At 62.0% G+C, this 25,510-nt stretch carries 26 protein-coding genes; 11 read left to right on the top strand and 15 right to left on the bottom strand.

Going from position 1 to position 25,510, the window contains the following annotated elements; all coding sequences use genetic code 11:
* The first annotated feature begins 14 nt into the window (after positions 1–14).
* Positions 15–794 carry a type II secretion system protein N gene (locus tag G3N95_RS08190; RefSeq protein WP_205969496.1) on the top strand — a complete coding sequence of 260 codons (780 nt, stop codon included), beginning with the start codon at positions 15–17 and terminating at the stop codon, positions 792–794.
* 81 nt (positions 795–875) lie between these two features.
* Here G3N95_RS08190 and G3N95_RS08195 read toward each other — a convergent pair whose 3' ends face one another.
* Positions 876–2,477 (bottom strand): efflux transporter outer membrane subunit, encoded by a 1,602-nt coding sequence (locus tag G3N95_RS08195; RefSeq protein WP_205969497.1) that lies wholly within the window; start codon positions 2,475–2,477, stop codon positions 876–878.
* Positions 2,478–2,752: 275 nt separating this feature from the next.
* A complete protein-coding gene (locus G3N95_RS08200) occupies positions 2,753–3,118 on the bottom strand; it encodes a hypothetical protein (protein WP_205969498.1) in 366 nt (121 codons plus the stop codon).
* A 251-nt stretch (positions 3,119–3,369) separates the two neighbouring features.
* Between G3N95_RS08200 and G3N95_RS08205 the strand changes: the two genes are divergently transcribed.
* Both G3N95_RS08205 and G3N95_RS08210 read left to right on the top strand, forming a co-directional pair.
* Positions 3,370–3,906 (top strand): MarR family transcriptional regulator, encoded by a 537-nt coding sequence (locus G3N95_RS08205; RefSeq protein WP_205969499.1) that lies wholly within the window; start codon positions 3,370–3,372, stop codon positions 3,904–3,906.
* A gap of 146 nt (positions 3,907–4,052) precedes the next feature.
* A complete protein-coding gene (locus G3N95_RS08210) occupies positions 4,053–5,657 on the top strand; it encodes a DHA2 family efflux MFS transporter permease subunit (RefSeq protein ID WP_205969500.1) in 1,605 nt (534 codons plus the stop codon).
* Positions 5,658–5,689: 32 nt separating this feature from the next.
* On the opposite strand, the gene G3N95_RS08215 is transcribed toward G3N95_RS08210, so the two are convergent.
* From G3N95_RS08215 to ada, 5 genes are all read right to left on the bottom strand, one after another.
* Positions 5,690–6,418, bottom strand: a complete 729-nt coding sequence (locus tag G3N95_RS08215) for an OmpA family protein (RefSeq protein ID WP_205969501.1) — start codon at positions 6,416–6,418, stop codon at positions 5,690–5,692.
* A 103-nt stretch (positions 6,419–6,521) separates the two neighbouring features.
* Complete coding sequence (locus G3N95_RS08220; protein ID WP_205969502.1) at positions 6,522–6,998, bottom strand: hypothetical protein; 477 nt, start codon at positions 6,996–6,998, stop codon at positions 6,522–6,524.
* 227 nt (positions 6,999–7,225) lie between these two features.
* On the bottom strand, positions 7,226–8,839 hold the full coding sequence (gene gshA / locus G3N95_RS08225; protein ID WP_205969503.1) for a glutamate--cysteine ligase: 1,614 nt from the start codon (positions 8,837–8,839) through the stop codon (positions 7,226–7,228).
* Positions 8,840–9,088: 249 nt separating this feature from the next.
* Positions 9,089–10,012 (bottom strand): DNA-3-methyladenine glycosylase, encoded by a 924-nt coding sequence (locus G3N95_RS08230; protein WP_205969504.1) that lies wholly within the window; start codon positions 10,010–10,012, stop codon positions 9,089–9,091.
* Entirely contained in the window at positions 10,009–11,139 is a 1,131-nt protein-coding gene (gene ada / locus G3N95_RS08235) for a bifunctional DNA-binding transcriptional regulator/O6-methylguanine-DNA methyltransferase Ada (RefSeq protein WP_205969505.1), read from the bottom strand. Before ada ends, G3N95_RS08230 begins: the two co-directional genes overlap by 4 nt.
* 380 nt (positions 11,140–11,519) lie before the next feature.
* On the opposite strand from ada, the gene G3N95_RS08240 reads away from it, so the two are divergent.
* Positions 11,520–11,933, top strand: coding sequence for a VOC family protein (locus G3N95_RS08240; RefSeq protein WP_205969506.1), 414 nt, complete (start codon positions 11,520–11,522; stop codon positions 11,931–11,933).
* A 49-nt stretch (positions 11,934–11,982) separates the two neighbouring features.
* Here the strand turns inward: G3N95_RS08240 and G3N95_RS08245 are convergent, their stop codons facing one another.
* Together G3N95_RS08245 and G3N95_RS08250 are read right to left on the bottom strand one after the other, a co-directional pair.
* Entirely contained in the window at positions 11,983–12,561 is a 579-nt protein-coding gene (locus G3N95_RS08245) for a YaeQ family protein (RefSeq protein WP_205969507.1), read from the bottom strand.
* Between the two features lie 514 nt (positions 12,562–13,075).
* Positions 13,076–13,417: a hypothetical protein gene (locus G3N95_RS08250; protein ID WP_205969508.1), complete on the bottom strand. Its 342-nt coding sequence runs from the start codon at positions 13,415–13,417 to the stop codon at positions 13,076–13,078.
* A 505-nt stretch (positions 13,418–13,922) separates the two neighbouring features.
* On the opposite strand from G3N95_RS08250, the gene G3N95_RS08255 reads away from it, so the two are divergent.
* The 4 genes from G3N95_RS08255 to G3N95_RS08265 all read left to right on the top strand — a co-directional run bounded on the left by G3N95_RS08255 (position 13,923) and on the right by G3N95_RS08265 (position 15,627).
* Positions 13,923–14,549, top strand: coding sequence for a LysE family translocator (locus G3N95_RS08255; protein ID WP_205969509.1), 627 nt, complete (start codon positions 13,923–13,925; stop codon positions 14,547–14,549).
* Between the two features lie 146 nt (positions 14,550–14,695).
* Positions 14,696–14,863 (top strand): hypothetical protein, encoded by a 168-nt coding sequence (locus G3N95_RS08260; RefSeq protein ID WP_028363935.1) that lies wholly within the window; start codon positions 14,696–14,698, stop codon positions 14,861–14,863.
* 36 nt (positions 14,864–14,899) lie between these two features.
* On the top strand, positions 14,900–15,031 hold the full coding sequence (locus G3N95_RS40845; protein WP_277397999.1) for a hypothetical protein: 132 nt from the start codon (positions 14,900–14,902) through the stop codon (positions 15,029–15,031).
* A gap of 302 nt (positions 15,032–15,333) precedes the next feature.
* Positions 15,334–15,627, top strand: a complete 294-nt coding sequence (locus G3N95_RS08265) for a hypothetical protein (RefSeq protein WP_205969510.1) — start codon at positions 15,334–15,336, stop codon at positions 15,625–15,627.
* Between the two features lie 279 nt (positions 15,628–15,906).
* On the opposite strand, the gene G3N95_RS08270 is transcribed toward G3N95_RS08265, so the two are convergent.
* Positions 15,907–17,064: an integrase arm-type DNA-binding domain-containing protein gene (locus tag G3N95_RS08270; RefSeq protein ID WP_205969511.1), complete on the bottom strand. Its 1,158-nt coding sequence runs from the start codon at positions 17,062–17,064 to the stop codon at positions 15,907–15,909.
* Between the two features lie 111 nt (positions 17,065–17,175).
* On the bottom strand, positions 17,176–18,576 hold the full coding sequence (gene mnmE, locus G3N95_RS08275; protein WP_205969512.1) for a tRNA uridine-5-carboxymethylaminomethyl(34) synthesis GTPase MnmE: 1,401 nt from the start codon (positions 18,574–18,576) through the stop codon (positions 17,176–17,178).
* A 346-nt stretch (positions 18,577–18,922) separates the two neighbouring features.
* On the opposite strand from mnmE, the gene G3N95_RS08280 reads away from it, so the two are divergent.
* Positions 18,923–19,345: a transcriptional regulator gene (locus G3N95_RS08280; RefSeq protein ID WP_205969513.1), complete on the top strand. Its 423-nt coding sequence runs from the start codon at positions 18,923–18,925 to the stop codon at positions 19,343–19,345.
* Between the two features lie 99 nt (positions 19,346–19,444).
* On the opposite strand, the gene yidC is transcribed toward G3N95_RS08280, so the two are convergent.
* The 4 genes from yidC to rpmH all read right to left on the bottom strand — a co-directional run bounded on the left by yidC (position 19,445) and on the right by rpmH (position 22,102).
* Positions 19,445–21,097 (bottom strand): membrane protein insertase YidC, encoded by a 1,653-nt coding sequence (gene yidC, locus G3N95_RS08285; RefSeq protein WP_205969514.1) that lies wholly within the window; start codon positions 21,095–21,097, stop codon positions 19,445–19,447.
* 30 nt (positions 21,098–21,127) lie between these two features.
* Complete coding sequence (gene yidD / locus G3N95_RS08290; RefSeq protein ID WP_007581797.1) at positions 21,128–21,358, bottom strand: membrane protein insertion efficiency factor YidD; 231 nt, start codon at positions 21,356–21,358, stop codon at positions 21,128–21,130.
* Positions 21,359–21,431: 73 nt separating this feature from the next.
* Positions 21,432–21,941, bottom strand: a complete 510-nt coding sequence (gene rnpA / locus G3N95_RS08295) for a ribonuclease P protein component (RefSeq protein ID WP_205969515.1) — start codon at positions 21,939–21,941, stop codon at positions 21,432–21,434.
* A 26-nt stretch (positions 21,942–21,967) separates the two neighbouring features.
* A complete protein-coding gene (gene rpmH, locus G3N95_RS08300) occupies positions 21,968–22,102 on the bottom strand; it encodes a 50S ribosomal protein L34 (RefSeq protein ID WP_133649748.1) in 135 nt (44 codons plus the stop codon).
* Positions 22,103–22,486: 384 nt separating this feature from the next.
* On the opposite strand from rpmH, the gene dnaA reads away from it, so the two are divergent.
* Both dnaA and dnaN read left to right on the top strand, forming a co-directional pair.
* A complete protein-coding gene (dnaA, locus tag G3N95_RS08305) occupies positions 22,487–24,043 on the top strand; it encodes a chromosomal replication initiator protein DnaA (RefSeq protein WP_241018311.1) in 1,557 nt (518 codons plus the stop codon).
* A 257-nt stretch (positions 24,044–24,300) separates the two neighbouring features.
* Positions 24,301–25,404: a DNA polymerase III subunit beta gene (gene dnaN, locus G3N95_RS08310; RefSeq protein ID WP_012399430.1), complete on the top strand. Its 1,104-nt coding sequence runs from the start codon at positions 24,301–24,303 to the stop codon at positions 25,402–25,404.
* Positions 25,405–25,510: the final 106 nt, after the last annotated feature.

Here is a 25,510-nt window from a genome sequence, read left to right on the forward strand (position 1 = left end):
CCACGGGATCACGCATGAGTTTCTGGATGCGGCGATTGCGCGCCGCGCTGCCTTGGCTCGTCGTCGCGCTGATCGCGAACGTACTGGTGTTGCTGGTGATGGCGCCCGCCGCGTGGGTCACGCCCCAGTTCACGAAGGCGACGAAAGGGCATGTCAATCTCGTCGACCCGTCGGGGTCGCTGTGGCATGGCTCAGCTTCGCTGATGCTCGCCGCCGGGCCGGGCGCGGAAGCGGCGACGCTGCTGCCGGGACGCATCGAATGGCGCACGTCGTTCTGGCCGCTGTTCACGGGTCGCGTGCGGATGCAGATGCGGCAGAGCGAGGCGATGCCCGACCCCGTCTTCGTCGATGCGACGCTGCGCAGCGCGACGCTGTCGGGCGGCAGCATTGCGGTGCCGGCCTCGTTGCTCGCGGGCCTCGGCGCGCCGTTCAACACACTCGATCTGCAAGGCGACGTGCGGCTCACATGGACCGACTGGCGCAGCTTCAACCGCCAGGCATTCGGCCAGTTGATCGTCACGCTGAGCGACATGAGTTCGCGCGTCTCGCGCGTGAAACCGCTCGGATCGTATCGCGTGGTGTTTCAGGCGCAGGGCGCGTCGGGCACGCTCGATCTGTCGACGACCAAGGGTCCGTTGCTGCTCAACGGTCACGGCACGGTCAGCGAAGCGTCGACGTCGTTCACGGGCATCGCGAGCACGACGCCCGACGCCGTCGACAATCTAGCGGGTCTGCTGAATCTGCTCGGACGTCCGATGGGTCCGGGCCAGGTCGCACTGACCTTCATGCACTGAATTTTCCGCTGCCTCGAAAGACGACGGCCGCCATGTTTGCGCATGGCGGCCGTTTTGCGTCGGTGCGGATAACGGGGGCGATCAGCCGGCTGCGGCAGATGCTTTCGCGACGGGGGTGGCGGGCGCCGCAGGCTCGGAAGCCGGCGCGGGCGCCGCGATATCGCCCGTCTCGCGGTTCATCTGCGACGCATCCCAGCCGCCGCCAAGCGCCTTGACGAGTCCAACCGACGACACCATGCGCTGACCCGCGATGCTCGCGAGCTTCTGCTCGGCGGTGAACGCGGTGGTCTGCGCCGTCAGCACGTTCAGGTAATCGACGGTGCCGGACTTGTACTGGTTCGTGACGATATCGAGCGCTTGCCGGGCGGACTGGACAGCCTGTTCCTGCACCGTGATTTCCTGTTCGAGGATGCGCAGCGACGACAGGTTGTCTTCGACGTCCTGGAACGCCGTCAGCACCGTCAGCCGATACGTGGCGACGTCCTGGTCGTAGGCGGCACGCGCGGCGTCCGTCTGTGCCTTGCGCAGACCCGCGTCGAAGATCGTGCCCGCGAGCTGCGGCCCGAGCGTCCAGAAGCGCGACGGCATCTGCAGCAATTGCGAGAACACCGAGCTTTCGAAGCCGCCGGTCGCCGACAGCGTGAGCGTTGGGAAGTACGCGGCAATCGCGATGCCGATCTGCTCGTTCGCGGCCGCCGCCTTGCGCTCGGCGGAAGCGATGTCCGGGCGCCGTTCGAGCAGCGCGGACGGCAGTTGCGCGGGCACGCCGGGCGGCACGGCATCGAGCGGCGCGGGCGGCAGCGAGAACGTCGACGCCGGCTGGCCGACGAGTACGGCGATCGCATGTTCGTTCTGCGCGCGCGTGACGCCGTTGTCGATGGCGGCGGCCTGTGCCGATTGCAGTTGCGTTTGCGCCTGGATCACGTCGGAGCGTGCAGCGACGCCCTGCGCGTAGCGGTTTTGCGTGAGCGTGAGCGAGCGCTGGTATGCGGCGACGGTGTCGTCGAGCAGCTTTTGCTGCGCGTCGAGCGAACGGGTGTTGAAGTAGGTTTGCGCGAGCGTCGCCTGAGCGGAAAGGCGCGCGTTGGCCAGATCGGCGGCGGCCGACTGCTGCCCCGCCTGCTGACCGGCGACGGTGCGACTCACCTTGCCCCAAAGGTCCGGTTCCCAGGTCGCGTCGAGCGACAGGCTGTAGCTGTTGCTGATCGAACCCGAGCTGCTCAGCGACGACGTGGTACCGCCGCCTCCGCCTGTCACCGAGCCACTGAAACTGCGGCTCGGCGTGCGCGAACGCGTCGCGTCCGCCGATGCGCTGATCACCGGGAAATACGCGGCGCGCGCTTCGCCGACGAGCGCGCGGGCCTGCCGGTACGCAGCGGCGAACTGCGCGATGCTCTGGTTCGATGCATCGAGCTTCTCTTCGAGCGCGTTCAGTTGCGGATCGTTGTAGATGGACCACCATGCGCCGCGGTCGTGCTGATCGGCGGGTTGCGCGACTTTCCAACCGTCGGCGGCTTCCTTGTACGAAGCGGGGATGTCGACGGACGGCCGCTTGTAGTCGGGACCGACGGCGCAGCCGGCGAGCGCGAAGGCCAGCGCGGCGCAAGCGGCGATGCTCAGGACGCGTGGCCCCGCGACGTTCGCGACAACGGCGCGTGCGCGCGAAGTTCGATCAAACTGCATGCAAATGAATTCCTGTCGATTCGGGTGGCGCCATGCGCCGGGACGATCGCGAGGCGGCTGCTCGCGCGATGTCCGGTGCATGTTCGCGATGGCTCGAATGGTAGCTCACGCGTCGCCCGGCGAGGAAAACAGAAGAGTAATGCCGGGCACGCCTGGTGTGTGTTACCGGTGGTGAGGTGTCGGTTACGCGCTGTTACGGCATGGCGCCATACGGTCTGGCGCGCAAAAAAGCCGCCCGATGGGCGGCCTTCGAGGGGAGACAACGTGCGCAGCGTTCAGACGCGCGGATCGGCGGTCGTCTGGCGCGCCTGCTTGCCTGCGGCGGCGCGGCAAGCAGGCGCGTCGGGGCGTGTCCGGCAAACCGTCGCGGCGGGCGCGATCGACTGATGATTGCCCGCCGAGCGGGCCTTGAGCGGCGCGGCGAGCAGTGCAATCGGTTTCACGGCCCGCGTTTTGGCGCTGAGCGAGCGCCGACGTTCGAACCACGCGAAGACCAGCACCCCGAGAGACCCGCCCGGCAAGACGAAAATCACCGCGTACAGCGCCACTTTCCACCAGCGGTTGGCTCCCTGGAAAGTTTGCAGCGCGGAATCGGTGAATGAGCGGCCCCAGCCGCCGAGGGTGTTTTTCAGGTACAGCATCGCGGGAATCCTCTGTGCGCCGGCAAAAGTAGGCGCACGCAAAGTGCGGTCAGAACATGGTCTCCGATGACGCGGATCGCGTAACTCGTTGCCTGTAATAATATTGACCATGCAAGCAATTTTCAAGATACTGTGCTCCGCAGCATGGTCTTCTGTTGTTTTTTATCGCGCGATTGACTTCGCTGCCTGGGCAGATAGAATCCCGACAATTCGCGCGACATGCGCCACCCCGCGATTTTCAAAGAGCTTCCATGACGGATGGCCCCTATCAGCCGGAGTCGATTCACCTTGAGTCGAGCCTCGGCTATTACCTGACGAAAGCCCGCAACGTGCTGGTCGAGCGCACGGATCGCGCGGTCGCGCATCTCGGGCTGACGACCCAGCAGATCGGTGTGATTTTGCTGCTGTCATGTGGCCGCGCGACGACACCGTTCGAATTGTCGCGGGCCATGTCGTACGACAGCGGATCCATGACGCGGATGCTCGACCGCCTTGAAAAGAAAGGGCTGATCGCGCGCTCGCGCAGCGATACCGACCGGCGTGTCGTGAAGCTTGGTCTCACTGAACAAGGCGAGCATGCCGCGTCGCAACTGCCGGAGCTCGGCGCGGCGGTGCTGAACGAACAGCTGCGAGGTTTCTCGGACACCGACCTCGCGACGTTGATCGATTTGTTGAGTCGCTTCATCGCGAATGGCATCGACGGTGGCGACGGCGCGGGCGGCTGTAGCGTCGGCGCGCTCAGCGATGGAGATGAATCCGGCTCGTCGGCTTCACGCGACGAGCAATAAGCGGCCGCGCCTTGGCGCGGCTTTGTAAGATCGATTTATCTGTCTGGGCAGAGAGTGTTTGGACATGAAAATGTCGTCCCCTGTGTACACCTTTTTGGTGTCACGGCAAGTTTTTCGTGCGTCAACGTGACAAGGAGAGCACGCGCATGACCGCTTCCATTTCCTCTTCCGGCGACACGAGCGCCGACGCACCGCCGCCCGCCGTCAACGCGCCGGCTCAATCCACCGCCCCTGCCCCGCTCGCCGGCGGCACGCTCGCGTTGCTCACGGTCGGGCTTGCGCTGGGCACGTTCATGGAAGTGCTGGACACCTCGATCGCCAACGTCGCCGTGCCGACGATCTCGGGCAGTCTGGGCGTCGCGACCAGCGAAGGCACGTGGGTAATCTCGTCATACTCGGTGGCGTCGGCGATTGCGGTGCCGTTGACGGGCTGGCTCGCGCGGCGGGTCGGCGAAGTTCGCCTGTTCACGCTGTCGGTGCTGCTTTTTACACTGGCGTCGGCGGCTTGCGGATTCGCTCAGAATTTCGAGTCGTTGATCGCGTTCCGTCTGTTGCAGGGTTTGGTGTCCGGTCCGATGGTGCCGCTCTCGCAGACCATTCTGATGCGCTCCTATCCGCTGGAAAAGCGTGGCCTCGCGCTCGGCTTATGGGCGATGACGGTGATCGTCGCGCCGATCTTCGGTCCCGTGATGGGCGGCTGGATCACCGATAACTACACGTGGCCGTGGATCTTCTACATCAATCTTCCCATCGGCCTCTTTTCTGCGGCGTGCGCCTACTTTCTGCTGCGCGGACGCGAAACCACGACGACCAAACAACGCATCGACGGCGTCGGCCTCGGACTGCTGGTGATTGGCGTTGCCTGCCTGCAGATGGTGCTCGACCTCGGCAAGGACCGCGACTGGTTCAATTCGACGTTCATCGTCGCGCTCGCGATCATCGCGGTGACGTCGCTGGCGTTCATGATCGTGTGGGAGATGACGGAGAAGGAACCCGTCGTCGACCTGTCGCTCTTCAAGGACCGCAATTTTGCACTGGGCGCGCTGATCATCTCGTTCGGCTTCATGGCGTTCTTCGGATCCGTGGTGATCTTTCCGCTCTGGCTGCAGACGGTGATGGGCTACACGGCGGGTAAGGCCGGGCTCGCGACCGCGCCCGTCGGTTTTCTCGCGCTTGTGCTGTCGCCGATGATCGGACGCAATATGCACCGGCTCAATCTGCGGATCGTCGCCAGCTTTGCGTTCATCGTGTTTGCGATCGTGTCGCTATGGAATTCGACATTCACGCTCGATGTGCCATTCAATCATGTGATCCTGCCGCGTCTCGTGCAGGGCATCGGCGTGGCCTGTTTCTTCGTGCCGATGACGACGATTACGCTCTCCAGCATTTCCGACGAACGACTGGCCAGCGCGTCGGGACTATCGAATTTCTTGCGTACGCTGTCGGGCGCAATCGGCACCGCCGTCAGCACGACGTATTGGGAAAACGACGCGATCTATCACCACGCGGTGCTGTCGGAATCGGTGAGTGCCTATTCGACGAGCACGACGTCTTATAGCGACCTGCTGACATCCCTGGGTTTCAAGGGACAAGGCGTGACGGCGCAATTGAACGAGATCGTCACGCAGCAAGGCTACATGATGGCGACCAACGATTTCTTCCGGATTTCGTGTGTGGGCTTCGTCGTGCTCGCCTGTCTTGTGTGGATCACGAAGCCACAAAAAGGCGCGGCGGCGTCAATGGGTCATTGACGCCGCCGCTTTTGATACTTCAACGAAACGACTTACTTGCCGTCGACCTGAATATCGACACGCCGGTTCTTCGCGCGGCCGATGGCCGTCGTGTTCGGCGCGACAGGCGAGGCGCTGCCATAGCCATGTACGTCCCAGGTCGAAGCACGCAGACCTGCCGTTGCCAGGTAGCCTTGCACCGAGCGCGCGCGTGCCGCCGACAGACGGTTGTTCAACTCGGCCGAACCCGTCGAATCCGTATAGCCGGCGATCGTCAGGCGATCGATGTCGACGCCCTGGTTTGCCGCGACGAAGTCATCGAGCTTGGCTGTCGCGACGGGCGTGAGCGTTGCGCTGCCGACCGCGAACGTCGCGTCGCCCTGCAGCGTGATCTTGCGTACGGGTGCGTGGCGAACGGGAGCCGCGACCGGTGCCACAGCCGCAACAGGCGCGACGACAACCGCGGGCGCCGGCTGAACGGGTTGCTGGACGACAGGCGTCGAGCACTGGAACGTGATTTCGCGCGGATCGTTTTCGGACTTCAGATCCGAGGTGATGTGATCAACCGACGAAACGCGAGTAGCCGGCTTATCGCCGCAGATGCGCTTCACTTCGTCCATACAGGCCTTGGAGCTTTCCAGCAGTCCGTGACATTGAACACGATATGCTTGTGCGCCGTTGGACAACGTGACGATATCGGTGTTGTGGGTGGGACCGGAATACGCAGTGCAGCCTGCGATCGCGGCGGCGAAGGCCGTCGCCGTGAAGATACGAACGAACATGAGACTTCTCGCAGATTAGATTGAGGTAGCGAGACGATAGTGAGCGCTCGTCTCGGCGCCAATCAGAGAAGTCTCAAAGGAGATTTAACGTTTCCGGTTCGTCCTACTGCGAGACGGGTTCGCCCGTAGGCGATGTCGTCGACTGTCCACCTGAACCCGCTGCCTGACCGGATGGCGACGGCGTCGCCACGCTCGCTGAACTGCTCCGCACGAACGCCTTGAAGTCGGCGCCCGCCTCCCAGGGGTTCGGCTTGCACCCTAGCGAGCTGTCGCAATGCGCGGCGAATCCGATCGTCGACGTGCCGTCGTTGTTCGGCGCCTTCGTGATTTCAAACGAGAGATCGCGTTTGCCGCCGTCCGGGCCGGCCGTCTGGATCAGCGTATCGGTCGCCGTCGAGACCTCGTAACGGGAATGCGTAGTGACCCATGTATGCGCGCGCGCCCACCAGGCATCGCATTGACTCTTGCTGGTGCAGGTCAGCGGTGCGGTGGCGATCTGCATCACATCGGGATTGACCTGCCCTCGTGTCGTGCAGCCGACGGCCACGACACAAAGCGCGGCTATCAGACTTTTGTTCATAACCGGTTTCCTCCCTGGCATCTATCCGAGCGGCTAAGCGCTGCTTTATACAGGGTTGGACCGCGACGTCGTGGGCGCGTTTCATCCTGTGCGCATCAAGCAGGCGCGACGTTCGGCCAGCGCTATTCCGTCACAGCAATTTTCGGCCCTGCGCTGCGCATAACAAAAAAGGGCAGCTTAAGCTGCCCGGTTTCGTTCGTTGTGCGCGGCGCCAACGCCGCGACACATCAGACGCTGAAGCGGTTCAACGTATAAGCGCGGTATGCGGCAACGAATGCATCGAACGAACCGACTTCTTCACGCTCGAGCTTCGTTTGTTCGGCCAGCGATTCCACAGCAAGCGCGGCGAACTCATGCGCTTGCGCTTCGTCCAGTGGACGCGCGCGGAAATGCTCCGCATGCGCGCTGCTCTGCGCGAGGCCGAATTCGAGGAAGCTTTGCTGCTTGTCGCGCATGATCTGCAGCACCCGGGCAGACGGCGTCAACGATGCATCCGCGAGCTTTGCACGTTGCGCAGCCACCGAGCGCGCGTGGCTGTCGTCACCGCGAATCGAATCGAGTACGGCAGCTGCGTGATCGATTTTCGCGAGCAGTTCGCCGGCCCAGTCGAGCATCTTCACGGGTTGTCCGTCACGCACCAGTTCGAGGCCCGGCTTGCGCCCTTCCATCGTCACGCGGCCGAAATTCTGATTGGCCTCGCAGTACGCGGGCGGCGGCAGCGTCGCGCTGTCGTCGAGTGCACACACGAGCAGATACGCGTCGAGAAAACGCGCCGTTTCGAGCGCGATGCCTGTCGGTTCGAACGGGTCGATATCCATGCAGCGAACTTCGACGTACTGCACGCCGCGCGCAGCGAGCGCATGCAGCGGACGCTCGCCCGGATAAGTGACACGCTTCGGGCGGATCGTCGAATAGAACTCGTTTTCGATCTGCAGCACGTTCGTGTTGATCTGCACCCACTCGCCGTCGCGTTGCGTGCCGATCGCCTCGTATTGCGGATACGGCTGGCTCACGGCTTTTGCAAGCGCGTCGAGATAGCCGGGCAGCGTGTCGTAGTCGGCGTGCAGCGCCGCTTGCGCGGTCGTGTTCGAATAGCCGAGGTCGCTCATGCGCAGGCTCGTCGCGTAAGGACGATAGAGCGTATCGGCGTCGAGCGTTTCGAGCGTGTGCGGGCGGCCGCGCAGGAAGCGCCGGTCGAGTGCCGGCGACGCGCCGAACAGATACATCAGCAGCCAGCTCGTGCGACGGAAATTGCGGATCAGCGCGAGATAGCGATCGGACTGGAAATCGACAGCATTGGCTGTCGATTTCTGGTCGGCGCGCAGCAGGCGCCACACTTCTTCGTTCAACGAATAGTTGTAGTGGATGCCCGCGATGCATTGCATCGTGCGTCCATAGCGCAGCGCGAGACCCACGCGATATACGTACTTCAGTCTGCCGATGTTCGACGTGCCGTAGCGCGCGATGGGAATCTCGTCGTCTTCGGGCAGGAGGCCCGGCATCGAGTTGTTCCACAGCAGTTCGTCGCCGATGGCCGAATAGACAAAGCGATGCAGCGTGTCGAGGCGCTCGATGGTGGTCGACGCGTCCTGTTCGGCGGGCGTGATCAGTTCGAGCAGCGCTTCCGAATAATCGGTGGTCAGCGAAGGATGCGTGAGCGCCGAGCCGAGCGAACGCGGATGCTGCGTCATCGCGAGATGGCCGTCGGACAGGACGCGCAGGCTTTCCTTTTCGATGCCGCGCAAGCCGGTCGTCAGCGCGTCACGCTGCGGACCGGATGTCAGCACGGACAGGCGATGCAGGAGCGCGTCGGTCGTGCGGGTGGATGTCGTGTTTGGCATTGATGCGGGTCGAACAGGGTCGGCCGCCATGCGCCGCACGGTGCTGCTTGAGCGCGGTCGACAACGTTCGGCGGAATTTTCAGTAGCGGGCACTTTAACATCTCGCCAGAACGGCTGCTTGGCGTTGCCTCGGGCCGCTCCCGCGCCGCTTCCGGCGCGGTTCCCGAGGTTTGTGCGCGTCCTCTCACTGTACGCCGCGCGAGGCCGCAAAGTCGATTCCCTGCGCGCGTTTCTATGTGCGGAAAACCGCTAGCCGCCGCGTGCCCCGCCCGCGCGATCGGCGACTTCATTCCACAGATGCATCGCCGCGTAGGCGCGCCAGGGCCGCCAGGCGTCGGTGCGGGCGCGCTGCTGGTTGGGGCGCACGAGCGCCGGGTCGCGTGCCGCAATCGCCTGCATCAGCACGAGATCCCATGCGGGCCATGCATCGGCGTCGCGCCAGGCGCGCATCGCAACATACTCGACGGTCCACGGGCCGATGCCCGGCAGCGCGAGCAGCGACGCACGCAGATGGGCGAGATCGAAGGATGCACTGCCGACGCTGTCGATAGGCACTACGCCCTCCGCCACGGCGCGCGCGAATCCCTGCAGCGCCTGGATGCGCTTGCCGGGCATGCCGATCTGCGCGAGATCGACGGCGGCGAGCGCGGCGGGCGTCGGAAAGCGCCAGGCGGTGCTTTCGTGCGGATGACCATCGATCCTTTCGCCCGCCCGCTGCACGATGCGGCCGATGATCGTCGTCGCGGCCTTCACGCTGACCTGCTGGCCGACGATAGCCCGCACGACGAGTTCGAACCCGGACCACGCGCCGGGCACGCGCAGGCCGGGCGCCGCGGCGACCAGCGGCGCGAGCCACGGATCGGCGGCAAGGCTCGCGCCGATCGATCGGGGATCGGCTTGCAGATCGAACATGCGCGTAATCGGCGTGGCGAGCGCGTCCGCGTGGCGGCTTACCGCGCCGTCGAGCGTGGCGACGATGCAATGACGGCGCGGATGCTTGCGGACGGCGAGCGTACCGCTGTCGCCGTTCCAGCCGATCGCGCGACGCCATACGCCGTCTTCGACGGATTCGACGCCCGGCGTCGCGCGTCCGCCGAAAAAGCGGAGGATGCGCGGCCAGTCATAGGGAGCTTTGAACGGGAGTTCGAGTGTGGCGGTCGGCGTGGTGCTCAAGCGGCGTGATCCATGTCGGCGGTGGTTGGGTTGGTTTCGTCGGCATTATGGGATTCGTGCTGCGCTTCCGTGTCGAGCAGTGTCGCCTTGCGCGCAGTGCCCCAGCGGTAGCCCGCGAGTGCGCCGCCCTTCTGCACGACGCGGTGACACGGTATCGCAAGCGCCACGGGATTCGATGCGCACGCGTTGGCGACGGCGCGCACCGCGCGCGGCGATCCGACTGCCTCGGCAATCTGCGAATAGCTGCGCGTCTCGCCGTACGGAATGCGGCGCAGTGCTTCCCATACGCGCTGCTGGAACGCCGTGGCGGCGATGTCGAGCGGCAGATCGAAGCGCTCACGCTTGCCTTGCAGGTACGCGTCGATCTGTTCGATGAACGGCGCCAGCCGCGCGGGATCGCCGATCAGCTCCGCGCTCGCGAATTCGTTGCGCAGGTCGTCGACGAGCGGCGCTTCGTCGTCGCCGAAAGCGATCTTACAAATGCCTTTGTCGGTCGTCGCGACCAGCACGAGGCCGAGCGTCGTCGGCGCGCTCGCGTAGCGGACGCGCAGCCCTGCGCCTTTGCGTCGATATTGGGACGGCGCCATCCCCAGTTCGGCGGCCGCCGTGTCGTACATGCGGGACGGCGAGCCGAAGCCGGCGTCGACCGTCGCACGCGTGACGTCCGCGCCCCGTTTCAGCGCGTCGCGCAAGGCGGCGCCGCGTTGCGCGGCCTGATACTGCCGCGGCGAGACGCCGACCACACGCTTGAAAAGCCGCTGCAGGTGGAACGGGCTGACGTGCACGGCTTCGCTCAACTGCGCGAGCGTGAGGCGCCGCTGCGGATCGGCGTCGAGTGCCGCGCACGCCCGGTTCACGATTTCGAGTTCGCGCGGCAGGCCACCCGGCTGACAGCGCTTGCATTCGCGATAGCCTGCGGCGCGCGCATCGTCGGCGGATTCGAAGAAGTCGACATTCTCGCGGCGCGGCAACCGCGACGCGCATGAAGGACGGCAGAAGACGCCCGTCGTGCGGACGCCGTAGAAGAAGGCGCCGTCGGCGGACATGTCGCGTTTCAGCACGGCCGTCCAGCGGTCGTCTTCGGTGTCGAACGCGGCGGGCACGGCGTGGGAGAAGGCTGTGTTCATCGTTTGCCCCGGGGGACGGTTTTGACGCTTACCACTGTAGCGAGCACCTGCACACAGTACGCTCCGGTTCTTGCTGTGTCATTTGGGCTGCTCGGTCAGTGGGGTTATCCCACGGCGTTTTTGCGCGCCTTTACCCATTTAGTGGGAGTAATTCGACCCCAAAAAAAGTTGGGGTTTTCCCTTAAAAAGTTATTGCGTCGCATCAACCCGGCGTGTATAGTGGTTCTTGTCTCCTCCATGTCTCCTCCTGATATGGATTCAGCCCGCTCCAAGTCGAGCGGGCTTTTTTTCGCCTTGTCGTTTCATGCGGCGGCAATCTTCGCGCGCGATACCTTCTACACTGGGTCCTTCACCCGAATTCAAAGACGGGACGCGACGCCATGAACTTCCATATTCTCGATATCGATCACGTCGTCATTCGTGCTGCGAATCTCGATGTGATGACTCGCTTCTATCGCGAGGTGCTCGGCTGCACGCTGGAGAAGGAGCAACTCGATCTTGGCCTGATCCAGCTTCGAGCGGGACGTGCTCTGATCGACCTGTTGCAGGTCGGCGGCCGGATCGACCGGCCGGAAAGCGGTATGCCGGGCGCCGGCCGGAACATGGATCACCTTTGTCTGCGCGTCGAGCCTTTCGACGCAGATGCGCTCCAAACCTGGCTCGCCGCGCGCGACGTACGCATCGGCGAGCAGGCGACGCGCTATGGTGCGGATGGTTATGGACCGTCTTTGTATCTGTTCGATCCAGAGGGCAACATGGTTGAACTCAAAGGGCCACCGGCTCCAACAGCCTGATTTTCACACAGCGTTTTTTGGTACACAGACTGGACGGCACGTCAGCGGATCACCGTCCGCCATGCGCCGCTGGACGCGCATTCGCCGCAGCTTTGAGTACGGTCCACTCGATGGGGACGGCATCGGCGGTTTCGCTCCCAAGCCACGCCGCGTGGTCCTGGACGGTGCATTGCAGACGCATCGTCCGTTCGGCCAGCGCACCGAGCGCCGGCGCAACGTCTTCGCCCAGCGACCACACGGTCACGTTCCGCATGCGCTCGACCTTGTTGCGTACGCCCTGCCACCAGATGTCGGAAGTCCGGCCGCCGTACGCGATCACGATCACTTCGTTTGCACGTCCGCTTGCCTTCGCGATGCGGCGTTCGTCGGGCTGGCCGACTTCGATCCAGGTATCGATGGCGCCCGTCAGATCCTTCGCCCAGAGATCCGGCTCGTCGATGTCCGACAGGCCTTTGCAGAATTCAAGGCGTTCTTGCGCGAAGAGCGCGAATGCGGCGACGCGAACCATCATCCGTTCGTTCGTTTCCGACGGGTGCAGTGCGATCGTCAGCGAGTGGTCGGCGTAATAGTGCCGGTCCATGTCGGCGATCTGGAGTTCAGCCTTATAGATTGTCGATTTGAGAGCCATGCTACAACCTGGTCCCGCAAACGCGGACCGGATAGTGAATAGTGAGTCGGCGTACCTTGCCATGATCGTCCCCTGCCTTGCAGCGGTCACGCCTCGGTCGCGCGTCTCGCCGGTGAAACACATTTGCCGGGTTGCCGGGACGTCGGGCCGCGAGGCCCCGTCGCATCAACCTTCCTGCTTTCGCATGTCGTAGGAGCAGCAACATGCGTGCCGAATGGGCGCTGAACGCGTCGCACTGCGAAGGTGGGAGCGTGATGATACCGAATATGCGGGGACGGTATGACAGCCTGATGTGGTGCCGGAGGCGGTGCCTATGCGAACACGGAACGAGCGGACGGGGTTTTGACGCGCCGGATGGAGAGATGCCGGGGCAAAAACCCGGATCGAAATGAAGATGGCCGGATTCAAAACCCGGCCATGCCGAACCCCGAAAGAGATTCTTTCGTTCGGACGTTGGTTTTTACCCGACATTTAATGTCGGGCGGCATCCAACTTTAAACGCCTGTTGCCTGATCTATTGCTTGATGAAGCGGTCGTTCGTCCAAAGACCTTGGGTATCGCTATTACCGGCATTCACGAATTCCACATCATGCCCGACCACGCGGACGACACGGAAATCGGAATTCTCCGGCGTGGAAATACACTCGAAACCCGAGAAGAACTCCTGCATTTTTTGCTGCTCGCCGGCTTGTGCATGCTGGGTGACAGCGTCGAGCTTGTCCCTCGACAGGCAGCCATATGAATTCGCCTTGAACCGAACTGTCTGCTGGGGTTTGATCACGACGTCCTGCGCCTGCGCGCCTGCTACTGCAACCAAACCCGTCAGTGCCATCAGAATGGCGACTCGCTTGTTCATGGTTACCTCCGTGCGGGTTATTGCTCGGTTTAGCTATGTGTTTAACTGCCAGAAAACAGACACGCTTTTCAATTTAGGAGAACCGCTTTGAAGAGCAAGCACATCTTGTGTGCGCTCGCAACAGCGGCGATTTGTCGCATGCCAGAATGCACGTAATTGATTCTCCCCTAATGACGCAATTTGGCCGTTATTCGGCGAATTGCGAAAAATAATGCGCGACGCAGAGTCAGGCCAGATAACCTTTTGCGGACGTTATTCGCGTTTACGCTCAACCGGTTTTTAAACAGTTGGCGATAAACCGGCGGCTCGTTGATGCGTCGCACACAAAGTCATTCGAAGGAATCATCAAACACGTCGGTCTAATGAAGCATACGCAGAATAAAAAGGATGCCTGAGTGGAAGCGGGCCGCAAGCGGGACGACAGACGCGAATAGCACCCTTGCGCGGGCGCCGAGTTCGTGGATAAATCGACCGGCCCCAAAACCTTGCAAGACAGGAGATTCTCATGACGCTTGCCCAGTGGCTTCCGTTTGCGATCGCATCGGCGATTCTCGTCGCGATTCCCGGCCCTACCGTACTGCTTGTAATTTCTTATGCGCTCGGCCACGGCCGACGCTACGCGTTGGTAACGACGGCAGGCGTAGCGCTCGGCGATCTGACGTCGATGACAGCGTCGATGCTCGGCCTCGGCGTGATCCTCGCGGCCTCCGCGACGTTGTTCACCGCGCTCAAGTGGGTGGGCGCTGTGTATCTGATCTATCTCGGCATCAAGCTGTGGCGTGCGCCCGTGTCGGCCGACGATGCGCCGCCCGCAGGAGAAACGCGCCCGAGCCGCATCTTCGCGCACGCCTACGCTGTGACGGCGCTCAATCCGAAAAGCATCGTGTTCTTCGTAGCATTCGTGCCGCAGTTCATCGATACGCAAGTTGCGACCTGGTCGCAGATCGCGGTCTTCGAAGCGACCTTCGTGGCGCTGGGCACCTTGAACGCGCTCGGGTATGCCGTGCTGGCCTCGGCTGCGCGGCGCGCCATCCGCAGTCCGCGCGTGCAGCGCCGCGTCAATTGCACGGGCGGAACGCTGTTGATCGGCGCTGGACTGCTGGCCGCGGCATGGAAGAAATCGGCCGCGTGAATGCCTTCTGATCGAAGGACGACGACGAAGCAGGCGCGCGGTTTGCATCACGATTCGCGCACCGGGTGTGCGCGGTGGATCACACGCAGTGGCTACCAACACGCCTACAATGAAATCGTCGTTGTTCCATCGATCAGGAGATTACTGTGATCGAGCATCTGATTCTGGGCGCGTTTTTGATCGTGCCGCTTCTCATCGTCGCGTTTCTGTTTTCCGACGAACTCTGGCAGGAGCATCGCCAGGCCTTGCACGATGACGACCATCACAGGCGGATGGACTGGCGGCACCCGATTCGCAGTCTGTTGCACCACTAGGCAGGTTGACGGGATCCGGAGCGGCTGGAGGCGGTCATGCTGGCCTTCTCTTTTTCGTGGACCGAGTACTGGCTGTTCATGCTGGCGCTGATTCTGGTCAGCGTCGCGTTGACGTCCCTTTGCGGTTCAGCGCCGCGAGCGCCCGAACCGCCGGAGGATGATGCCTAGCCCTTGCGGCGTTTTTTCTTCAACTCCCCTTCACGTTTTGCATGGCGTGCCGATGACGGCGCTCAGTGCGATCTCCACAGCTTCATGCGTCACCAAAATGACGCCCAAACCTCGTTCTGTTCCCGCGATTGCGATGCGTCCCGCATGCGTACGCTTGAGTTCATGCGATGTCGCCTGCTTCACCGTCCGACATCGCCGGGCTACCTATTTGTTTTTATAGGTAGTGACTGGCTAAAATCCGGCTAAAGTTAATCATCAGATGTAAAAAACTTTGGCCTTGTCGAGACGTCACGGGGGACGGCATGAACCGATTGATCGATCAGGAAATCGCGCACATCACGCGCGTTATGTGGCCATCGCTGCTCGGGGACATGGGCGGCGCAATTCTCTCTTCGGAGTACTGGCGCATGCGCTTGCACGCGCTGCTCGATGCTCCGTCTCTCACGAAAGTCCAGCTGTGCGCGCTCGATAGTCTGTTGCTGCGGCTCGATCACTACGACCAGCACGGACCGGATGCTTATTCGACGCCTGCTGACGGGGCATCCGCGGACGATCGCACGGCGCATAATTCGGAGCCGGTGGCATTGCACGGGTAATCAGGCATCGCGGCTAGCAGGCGATGGACGATATTTCTCACCTTTGTAACCTGCTATCTGGAGATCAATACCATTACCATCGGTGATTAACAGGCTTGCATCAAAGTACTGTGTACCTAAAAGGCCGTTTCCGATGATCAGCGTTTTGAAACCCTCACGAAGCTGCTGATTACCGAGGTTTGATAGGGCTTCCGCCGTGGTGCGTGGATAGCTGTGTACCCAAAATAGAATCGGCCAGCTCTTGAGTGGTTAGCTTGGTTTGGGCGCTTCATAAGGCGACTATGCGCGAAACTGCGCCTCGACGAAATCGGCCCAGCTTTGCATTGCATATGAACCGACAGCGCCGTCGGATTCGACAACCGCCGCCTCTTCCCCCTTCGCGGACCGCACAAGCTCGCGCAGGTGATGCAAACCCGTGCGTCGGAAATCGCTCAGCACAAAACGATCGACCTCCAACCCCAGCGTCTTGACGGCCTGATTCAACGTGCCTTTCGCGATCGGCCGGTCGTCGTCGCCGCGCGTCGACGGAAAGACGTACGTGCGGCTGTTTCTCATGTCGCGCAACTCGCGAAGCATCGCTTGCGTCTGGCCGGAAAGTGCGATGCACCGCGCGCGGCCATTGCCGGCGCGTGACGCGGGAATCGTCCAGACGCCTCCATCAAGATCGAACTCGCGCCAGGTCGCTTCGATCAGCTCGGATTTGTTGGCCATGGTCAGCATGAGCAAATGCAGCGCGAGCTTCAATGGACGCCTGATACTCGACGTGTAGATTGCACGCAGCAACGCGCCGATTTCGTCTGCTGTCAGGACGCGCGTGCGCCCGTCTTGCGTCGCGATCGTGCGCGCTTCGATGGACTCGGCGGGATTGACGGTTGCGAGTTGCCGCCTGATCAGGAATGCAAACAAACGCTTCGCGACATTGCGCGTCTGCAGTGCCATCTGCGGCGCGCCCCGGTTTTTGATCGCATCGCAGATGGACTGGATGTCTTTCGTCGTGACTTGCGCGATCGGCTTGTGGCCGATTGCCGGCAGGATGTCCTTGTCGAGCGCGCGCTGTGTCGTGCGGCGATATTCGTCGGATTTGCGGGCGATTTCCGAAGCCACGTACAGCTCGGCACCGTCGCGCAGCACGTCGACGCGCTTTTCTGCTCCGCGGTCCTGCCGCGCAATCGAAACGGGCGACTGGCCCTTCGCCACGATTTCTGCGTACTTCTGAGCGCGGGCCCGTGCGACCCGCAATGACATCAACTGATAATCGCCGATAGTGACCATCGGCTGCCGAAGCCCGTCGAGCGTGTAGCGGAATCGCCAGACCTTCTTCCCGGTCGGCATTACTTCGAGGATCAGGCCTTTGCCATCAGCGACGCTGTAGCGCGTCGCACGCGGCTGCAAGGCGCGGATGTGGGATTCGCTAAGGGGCGTCGCGAGTTTGGGCATGGCGATTTCGGTACACAGGGCACGTGAAAAGCCGAGTTTACTAGTCTGTGTACCGAAATTGAACTGGTCGATCGTCGGAATTTTCCGCTAAATGACGATGAAATAAACAAATCACTTTCCGATACAAAACCTGCTGAAAATCACGCCGAGCAGATCGTCGGAAGTGAATTCACCGGTGATCGAGTTGAGTTGATCCTGTGCCAGACGTAGTTCTTCTGCGAACAGATCGAGCGCTTGCGCATTCTGATCCGCATGTTCGGCGGCAAGTCCGAGATGATTCTGCGCGGCCCGGAGCGCAATGAGATGCCGCTCGCGTGCGAGGTAAACGCTCTCCGCGCCCGCCTGCCAACCTGCGATGCGCAGCAACTCGCCGCGCAGCAGGCCGATCCCGTCGCCCATCTTTGCCGACAGTCGAACCTCGCACAGGTCGGGCTCGTCCAGCGCGTTCAGCTTCGCGACGTGTGGAGCAACGCCCGTCAGATCCGTTTTATTCAGCACGCGAACGACGGGTACGCGCTCCGGAAAACGCGCGGCGATCGATTCGTCGTCGCCCGTCATCCCCGAACGCGCGTCGAGCAGATGCAGCACGACGTCCGCGCGTTCGATCTCACCCCACGTCCGCTCGATGCCGATCTTCTCGACTTCGTCTTCTGTCTCGCGTAAGCCTGCCGTGTCGATCACATGCAGCGGAATGCCTTCGACCTGTATCGTCTGCGCGACCTTGTCGCGAGTTGTGCCGGCGATCGGCGTGACGATGGCGAGTTCAGCGCCGGCCAGCGCATTGAGCAGCGACGACTTGCCGACGTTAGGCTGCCCAGCCAGCACCACGGACAGGCCTTCACGCAGCAACGCGCCCTGACGCGCCTCGCTCAGCACGAGCGCGAGACGCTCGCGAATACGCGCGAGTTTGCCGCGCGCATCGGCGGCTTCGAGGAAATCGATCTCTTCTTCCGGAAAATCCAGGGTTGCTTCGACGAGCATCCGCAGCGTGATCACGTCTTCGACCAGCGCATGAATATCGCGCGAGAACGCGCCTTCCAGCGAACGTCCCGCCGAGCGCGCGGCTGCTTCCGTGCTGGCTTCGATCAGATCGGCCACCGCTTCGGCCTGCGCGAGATCCAGCTTGTCGTTAAGGAACGCGCGGCGCGTGAACTCGCCCGGTTCTGCGAGACGCAAACCGAAAGCCTGTCCGGCATCGATGCAGCGTTGCAGGACGAGCTGAAGTACGATCGGTCCGCCGTGCCCTTGCAACTCGAGCACGTGCTCCCCCGTGTACGAATGCGGTGCGGGAAAATACAACGCGATCCCTCGATCGAGCGCGTTGCCGTTGCTATCCAGAAAGGGGACGTAGCTGGCATGACGCGGCGTCAGCGTCTGGCCGGTCAGTGCCTGCATCATCGGCTGCGCGGCGGCTTCGCCCGCGCGTCCGAACGAAATGCGCACGACGCCTATCCCGCCGCGGCCCGGTGCGGTAGCGATGGCGACGATAGGATCGGAATCTGTGGCGAGCATGGGTGACCGGTCGGAAATGACGAGAAGAGACGCGCATCGGACGTGCGCGGAACGCGTGGCATTGTAACGCGGGCGTTTGCGACGCCTTCAGGTGCGCGTCCTCACGGTGAGCGAAAGTTATCCTTCAGATTTATCTTGTGTGAGTTAAGTCGTTATCAGGTCAACGATGGAAGAATTCCGACTTGTCGTGTAGTCTGATTCTTACGTAGCAAGCCAAAGCGGACTTTGAGATACAAGAAGCGACAATTCCAATTGCTTGCTGAGTTGAGATAGGCAAAACTCAGACGCGCTAAATGTAGCGTGTACAGTTGTCTACCTACGACGCGTCGGACTGCACAATTCGCGGATGCCAACCGTCGAAGAAAAAGCGGCCTTTGCCGAGCGACTCAAGTTCGCGATGAGACGCGCCCCGGAAAAACTCAGGGGCGGGACCGATCTCGCATTGCATTTCAATTTACGCCATCACGGCGACCAGCCCGTGTCGCCGCAGACGGTACACAAGTGGCTGAGCGGCCGCACGATTCCCACCGACGACAAGCTTCGCACGCTCGCCGCATGGTTCGAAGTTGACGTCCACTGGCTGCACTACGGACCTTCGCCTAATGGATCGACGCGGAATGTTCCCAAGCCTTTGGCGCGTGGCGAGAAATATCCACTTTCACCTGAGACGCTCGAACTGGCGTCAAAAATCGAGTCGCTGACGCCGCATCATCGATACCTTGTGCAGGAACTGATCGCACAACTCTACGGCGACGCCGACAACTCCTAAAACATCACAGGCATAAAAAAACCGCCCGGCTGAAACCGGGCGGTTTTTCATTTCTCCGGGATCGGATCGGACGAGCATTCATCCGATCTGAACGCCCGATCAGGCAGCCTTTTTCTTCTGCCCCATCATGCGCGTGATGTAGTACTGCTGCGCGATCGACAGCACGTTGTTCACGACGTAGTACAGCACGAGACCGGCCGGGAAGAAGAAGAACATGACCGAAAACGCAATCGGCATGAACATCATCATCTTGGCTTGCACAGGATCCGGCGGCGTCGGGTTGAGCTTCGTCTGAACGAACATCGAGACGGCCATCAGAACCGGCAGGATGAAGTACGGATCTTGTTGCGACAGATCGTGAATCCACAGAATCCACGGCGCACCGCGCATTTCCACCGACGACAGCAGCACCCAGTACAGCGAGATGAACACCGGAATCTGAATCACGACAGGCAGACAGCCGCCGAACGGATTCACCTTCTCAGTCTTGTACAGCTCCATAAGAGCCGCGTTCATCTTTTGCGGATCGCTCTTGAAGCGCTCGCGCAGCGCCTGCATGCGCGGCGTGATTTCCTTCATGCGCGCCATCGACTTGTAGCTCGCGGCCGACAGCGGGAAGAACACCGCCTTGATCAGCAGCGTCAGCAGCACGATCGCCCAGCCCCAGTTGCCGACGTAGCCGTGAATCTTCTCGAGCAGCCAGAACAGCGGCTTCGCGATGATCGTCACCCAGCCGTAGTCCTTCACCAGCTCCAGACCCGGCGCAATGCCTTCGAGCATGCGCTCTTCTTCCGGACCGGCGAACAGACGCGCGGACACGTCGATCGTCTGGCCCGGTGCGATCGCCTGCAGCGGCTGCTTGACGCCGACGCGATAAAGCGACGGATCGATCTTCTCGACGTAGATGTCGCGCTTTGCGCCCTGCTGCGGAATCCACGCCGACGCGAAATAGTGCTGCACCATCGCGACCCAGCCGTTGTCGGCCGACGTCGCATAGTCATGCTTGTTCTTGTCGATGTCGCCGAACGTCAGCTTCTGGAAGTGATGCTGTTCCGTGTAGACAGCCGGTCCGATGAACGTGTGCGAGAAGCGCGGCGTCTCGACGGGCTGGCTGTCGCGCACGAGTTCCATGTACGCGGTCGGCTTGACTGGCGTCGTGCCGACGTTCTGGATCTTCGTGTCGACGTTGATCACATAGCTGCCGCGCGTGAAGGTGTACGTCTTCAAGACCTTCAGACCGCCCTTTTCCGGCGACTGGAACGACAGCGTCAGCGTGTTGCCCGTCATGTCGGTCGCCTGACCGGCAACGGGCGTGAACACGTCGGTGTGGTTCGGGAAGTCGCCGCCGAGCAGGCCCGTACGCGCCAGATACGTGTGATCGGCCGTGTGATCGAACAGCGTGATCACCTGATCCGGCTGCTTGCCCTCGCCCGGCTTGACCAGCGTCAGCTTGGAGAGCGTGCCGCCGCGCGTATCGATCTGGCCGCGGTAGACGTCAGTGTTGAACGAAACCAGCTGCGCCTGCTGCGCGGCAGGCGTCGTCGAGCCGGGGGCGGCTGCCGTCGTCTGCGGCAAATCGGCCGGTTGGCTTCCGGTCGCCGACGAGCCCGGCGTGGCGGGAGTCGCCGTCTTGGTCTGCGTCGCGCTCGGGAAGAACATCGACGGGCGTCCGTGGTCGCGCTGCCAGTTGTCGAACAGCATGACAGCTGACATGAAGAAGATGACCCATAGGACGGTGCGTTTGATATCCATGCGTTGTCTCAGTGTCGATGGCACAGCGCGTCAGCGCTTCTTAGGAGTTGGAGGCGGGACAAGATCGATGCCGCCCGCCGAAAACGGGTGACAGCGGCACAGGCGCCTTGCGGCGAGGTAAGTACCACGCGCGGCGCCATGATACTGGATTGCTTCGCGCGCGTAATCCGAACAGGAGGGATAAAAACGGCACCGGTTGCCGAGCATGGGACTCACGGCAATCTTGTAGAAGCGCAGCAAAGCGAACAGTACCGTTTGCATGACTAGTGCGGCCCGACTGCGCCGCTCGATGTGAAGCGCTGTAAAACAGTCGCGCCTCGAGGCTGCGTGGCTCTCATGGCGTGCCGGGCGGCGTGCCCGCCACCGACGGTGCCGAGGCGGCCGTCGCTTCGCGACGGGCGATTTCGCGCGCTGCCTTGTCGAGCAGCGTCTCGATCTCGCCGCGGCACAGCGTTTTCAACGGCGGCGACGATCCGCTGGGCATCGCCTTCCTGTCGAATTTGGTGTGCAAACGCAGCAGCACGTCCCAGCCGCCGAACTCCGCGCGCCGCAGGCGAAACGCTTCGCGCGCGAGCCGTTTCACCAGATTGCGCGTCACCGCGCGCGGCGCGTACTTCTTGCCGATCACGAGGCCGAGGCGCGCTTCGCTGCCTGTCGGCCTTGCATACACGACGAAGTGAGGCGTGCGGCGCCACGGGCGCAAACGAAAAACGGATGAAAATTCATCCGTTTTTAGCAGCCTTGCGGCTTTGGGAAAGGCAGCGGACACCTGCAACGGAACGGAGTTCTGATGCGGCGCGTCGGCCGTTCCCGCAGCGTCACGGGTCTCGGACACAGCGCGCACTCGGCTTGACCGCGTATTCGCCTGCCTTAGATGGCGAGGCGCTTGCGGCCCTTCGCGCGGCGTGCGTTGATGACCTTGCGGCCGCCGACGGTCTTCATGCGAACGCGGAAGCCATGGGTGCGCTTACGGCGCGTCACGGAAGGTTGGTAAGTACGTTTCATGTTGCTCTCACTTGTTTGAGAAATAACCGCGCGAGCATCGCTGAAAGTGCAATGGCCGGAGGTTCGAAAATTGGTTTTCGCGGAACCCGCTATTTAAACCGCTTTTCTCTGAGCCGTCAATAGTTTAGGTCGATGATCCACAGGCGCCGCCTCTCGGCGCTGTTTGATCGGGCCCTGTGGATAACTCACTTTGACTGCCGTTTTGGCGGTAGAATCTCGCCTTACTTCCCAAAAATCCTGCACGCCGCCCCGGCCCGCTTGACCCCGCAAACCCTTGTGGCACAAGCGTCTGGGGCTTTTCCGCCTGGCAGCTTCGGGCCTCGTCGCGTATCCCGCGACCAGAGCGCCGACGGATCGCGTCGCATACATAACGATAGCAACTTGATGAACGAATTCTGGCAACACTGTTCCGCACTGCTGGAGCGTGAATTGACGCCCCAGCAGTACGTGACGTGGATCAAACCGTTGGCCCCGGTCGCCTTCGACGCAGATGCGAATACCCTGAGCATCGCGGCGCCGAACCGTTTCAAGCTCGATTGGGTCAAGAGCCAGTTTTCGGGCCGCATCACCGATCTCGCGCGCGATTTCTGGCATTCGCCCGTCGACGTCCAGTTCGTCCTCGATCCCAAGGCCGGCATGCGTGCGGCGCCTGCTGCGCCGTCGCGTCCGTCGCCCGTCGGGGCGAGCAATGCGGCTGCGGCCGTCGACGCCGCCGTCGGTGCCGTGCAAGCGGCCCACTCGGCGCGCGCGGGCGGCATGGCCGGTCTCGGCATGCCGACGAACGCGGCGCAATTGACCGACGATGCCGCCGACCTCGATCTGCCGAGCCTCGACGCCAACGAAGCCGCGGCAGCACGCCGCACCTGGCGTCCAGGCGCTGCCGCGCAGGCGGCAGGCGCCGAGAGCGATTCGACTTACGAGCGCTCGAAGCTGAACCCGGTGCTTACCTTCGACAACTTCGTGACCGGCAAGGCGAACCAGTTGGCGCGCGCTGCTGCGATCCAGGTCGCCGACAACCCCGGCATTTCGTACAACCCGCTGTTTCTGTACGGCGGCGTGGGCCTCGGCAAGACCCACCTGATTCACGCAATCGGCAACCAGTTGCTGATGGACAAGCCCGGCGCGCGCATCCGCTACATCCACGCGGAACAATACGTGTCGGACGTGGTGAAGGCGTACCAGCGCAAGGCGTTCGACGACTTCAAGCGCTATTACCACTCGCTCGACCTGCTCCTGATCGACGACATTCAGTTCTTTTCGGGCAAATCCCGTACGCAGGAAGAATTCTTCTACGCGTTCGAGGCGCTGGTTGCGAACAAGGCGCAGGTGATCATCACCAGCGATACCTATCCGAAGGAAATCTCAGGCATCGACGACCGTCTGATCTCGCGCTTCGATTCCGGCCTGACCGTCGCAATCGAGCCGCCTGAACTTGAGATGCGCGTTGCGATTCTGATGCGCAAGGCGCAATCGGAAGGCGTGAATCTGAACGAGGACGTCGCATTCTTCGTCGCGAAGCATCTGCGTTCGAACGTCCGCGAGCTGGAGGGTGCGCTGCGCAAGATCCTCGCGTACTCGAAGTTCCACGGCCGCGAAATCACGATCGAACTGACCAAGGAAGCGCTGAAAGACCTGCTGACGGTGCAGAACCGGCAGATTTCGGTGGAAAACATCCAGAAAACTGTCGCCGACTTCTACAGCATCAAGGTCGCCGACATGTATTCGAAGAAGCGGCCGGCCAACATCGCGCGGCCGCGACAGATCGCGATGTATCTGGCCAAGGAGCTGACGCAGAAGAGTCTGCCCGAAATCGGCGAGCTGTTCGGCGGGCGCGACCACACGACGGTGCTGCACGCGGTGCGCAAGATCGCCGACGAACGCAGCAAGGACGCGCAGCTGAATCACGAACTGCACGTGCTGGAACAGACGCTGAAGGGCTGAAATCGGTGTGAAAGGGCGGGATCGAACCGAAGGGTTACTCGAAACCGCCGGAAAATTCGATCTGTTTATTGCGCAAGCTACCCCCAATTTAGGGAAGTGCTTCCATTTTCAGGCACAATACAGGTTTAACCGCCCGGCAAAAACGGGCGGGATTCACGCCGTGACTGGCGCAGTACGACGCCGGCGGGGGGCCGGGGCCGCGCGCTTCAATCTAGCTGGACAAGGCGCGCAGGCCGTCACATCAACGAAGGAACTCTATGCAACTGGTCAAGACCGAACGCGATAACCTCCTCAGGCCGCTGCAAACCGTGAGCGGCATTGTCGAACGCCGTCATACGTTGCCGATCCTCGCCAATTTGCTCATCACCAAGAACGGCCCGGACGTCTCGTTCCTGTCCACCGACCTCGAACTGCAAATCACCACGCGCGCCGACTTCGGTGTCGGCGGTGAATCGGTGGCCACCACGGTGGCGGCACGCAAACTGCTCGACATTCTGCGCGCGATGCCCGACGGGCAAGTCACGCTCACCTTGAACGACAAGCGTCTGACGGTTCAGTCCGGCAAGAGCCGTTTTGCGCTGCAAACGCTGGCGGCCGACGAGTTCCCGACCGTCGCTCAAGCTAAAGACTTCGGCGCGAACCTCGCGGTTCCCCAAAAAACGTTCCGCCAGTTGCTCGGCATGGTCCACTTCGCGATGGCGCAGCAGGACATCCGTTACTACCTGAACGGCATGCTGCTGGTGGTCGACGGCGATCAGCTGATGGCCGTGGCAACGGACGGCCACCGTCTTGCCTATTCGTCGATGAAGATCGAAGGTTCGTTCGCGCGCCAGGAAGTCATCATCCCGCGTAAGACGATTCTCGAACTGCAACGTCTGCTCGAAGACATCGACGACGTGCTCAAGATCGACATCGCGCCGACGCAGGTGAAGTTCACGTTCGGCGGCGTCGAACTGGTGTCGAAGCTGGTCGAAGGCAAGTTCCCCGATTTCCAGCGCGTGATCCCGAAGTCGCACAAGAACACGTTCGTGATCGGTCGCGAAGAACTGCAGCGCTCGCTGCAACGCGCGGCCATTCTGACCTCGGACAAGTTCAAGGGCGTGCGCTGCATCGTCGAGCCGGGCCAGTTGAAGATCATGTCCACCAACGCGGACCAGGAAGAAGCGCAGGAAGAACTCGAAATCCCGTATCAGGGCGACAGCATCGACATCGGTTTCAACGTCACGTATCTGCTCGACGTGCTCGCGAACCTGAAGGTCGACATGCTGGAAATCAGCCTCGGCGACGCAAGTTCCAGCGCGCTGATCACGATTCCCGAGAACGACGAGTTCAAATACGTGGTGATGCCGATGCGCATCTAAAGCGTCCAACACGAAGAACACACCAAGGGGCGCAGCGCCCCTTTGGCGTTTTTATGGTGTTTTGAAATTCCTCGAGCAGTAACGAAGCAGCAACGCAGATCCGGAA

Origin of the sequence: Paraburkholderia sp. Tr-20389 (assembly GCF_017104565.1) — a bacterium.
Lineage (GTDB): Bacteria > Pseudomonadota > Gammaproteobacteria > Burkholderiales > Burkholderiaceae > Paraburkholderia.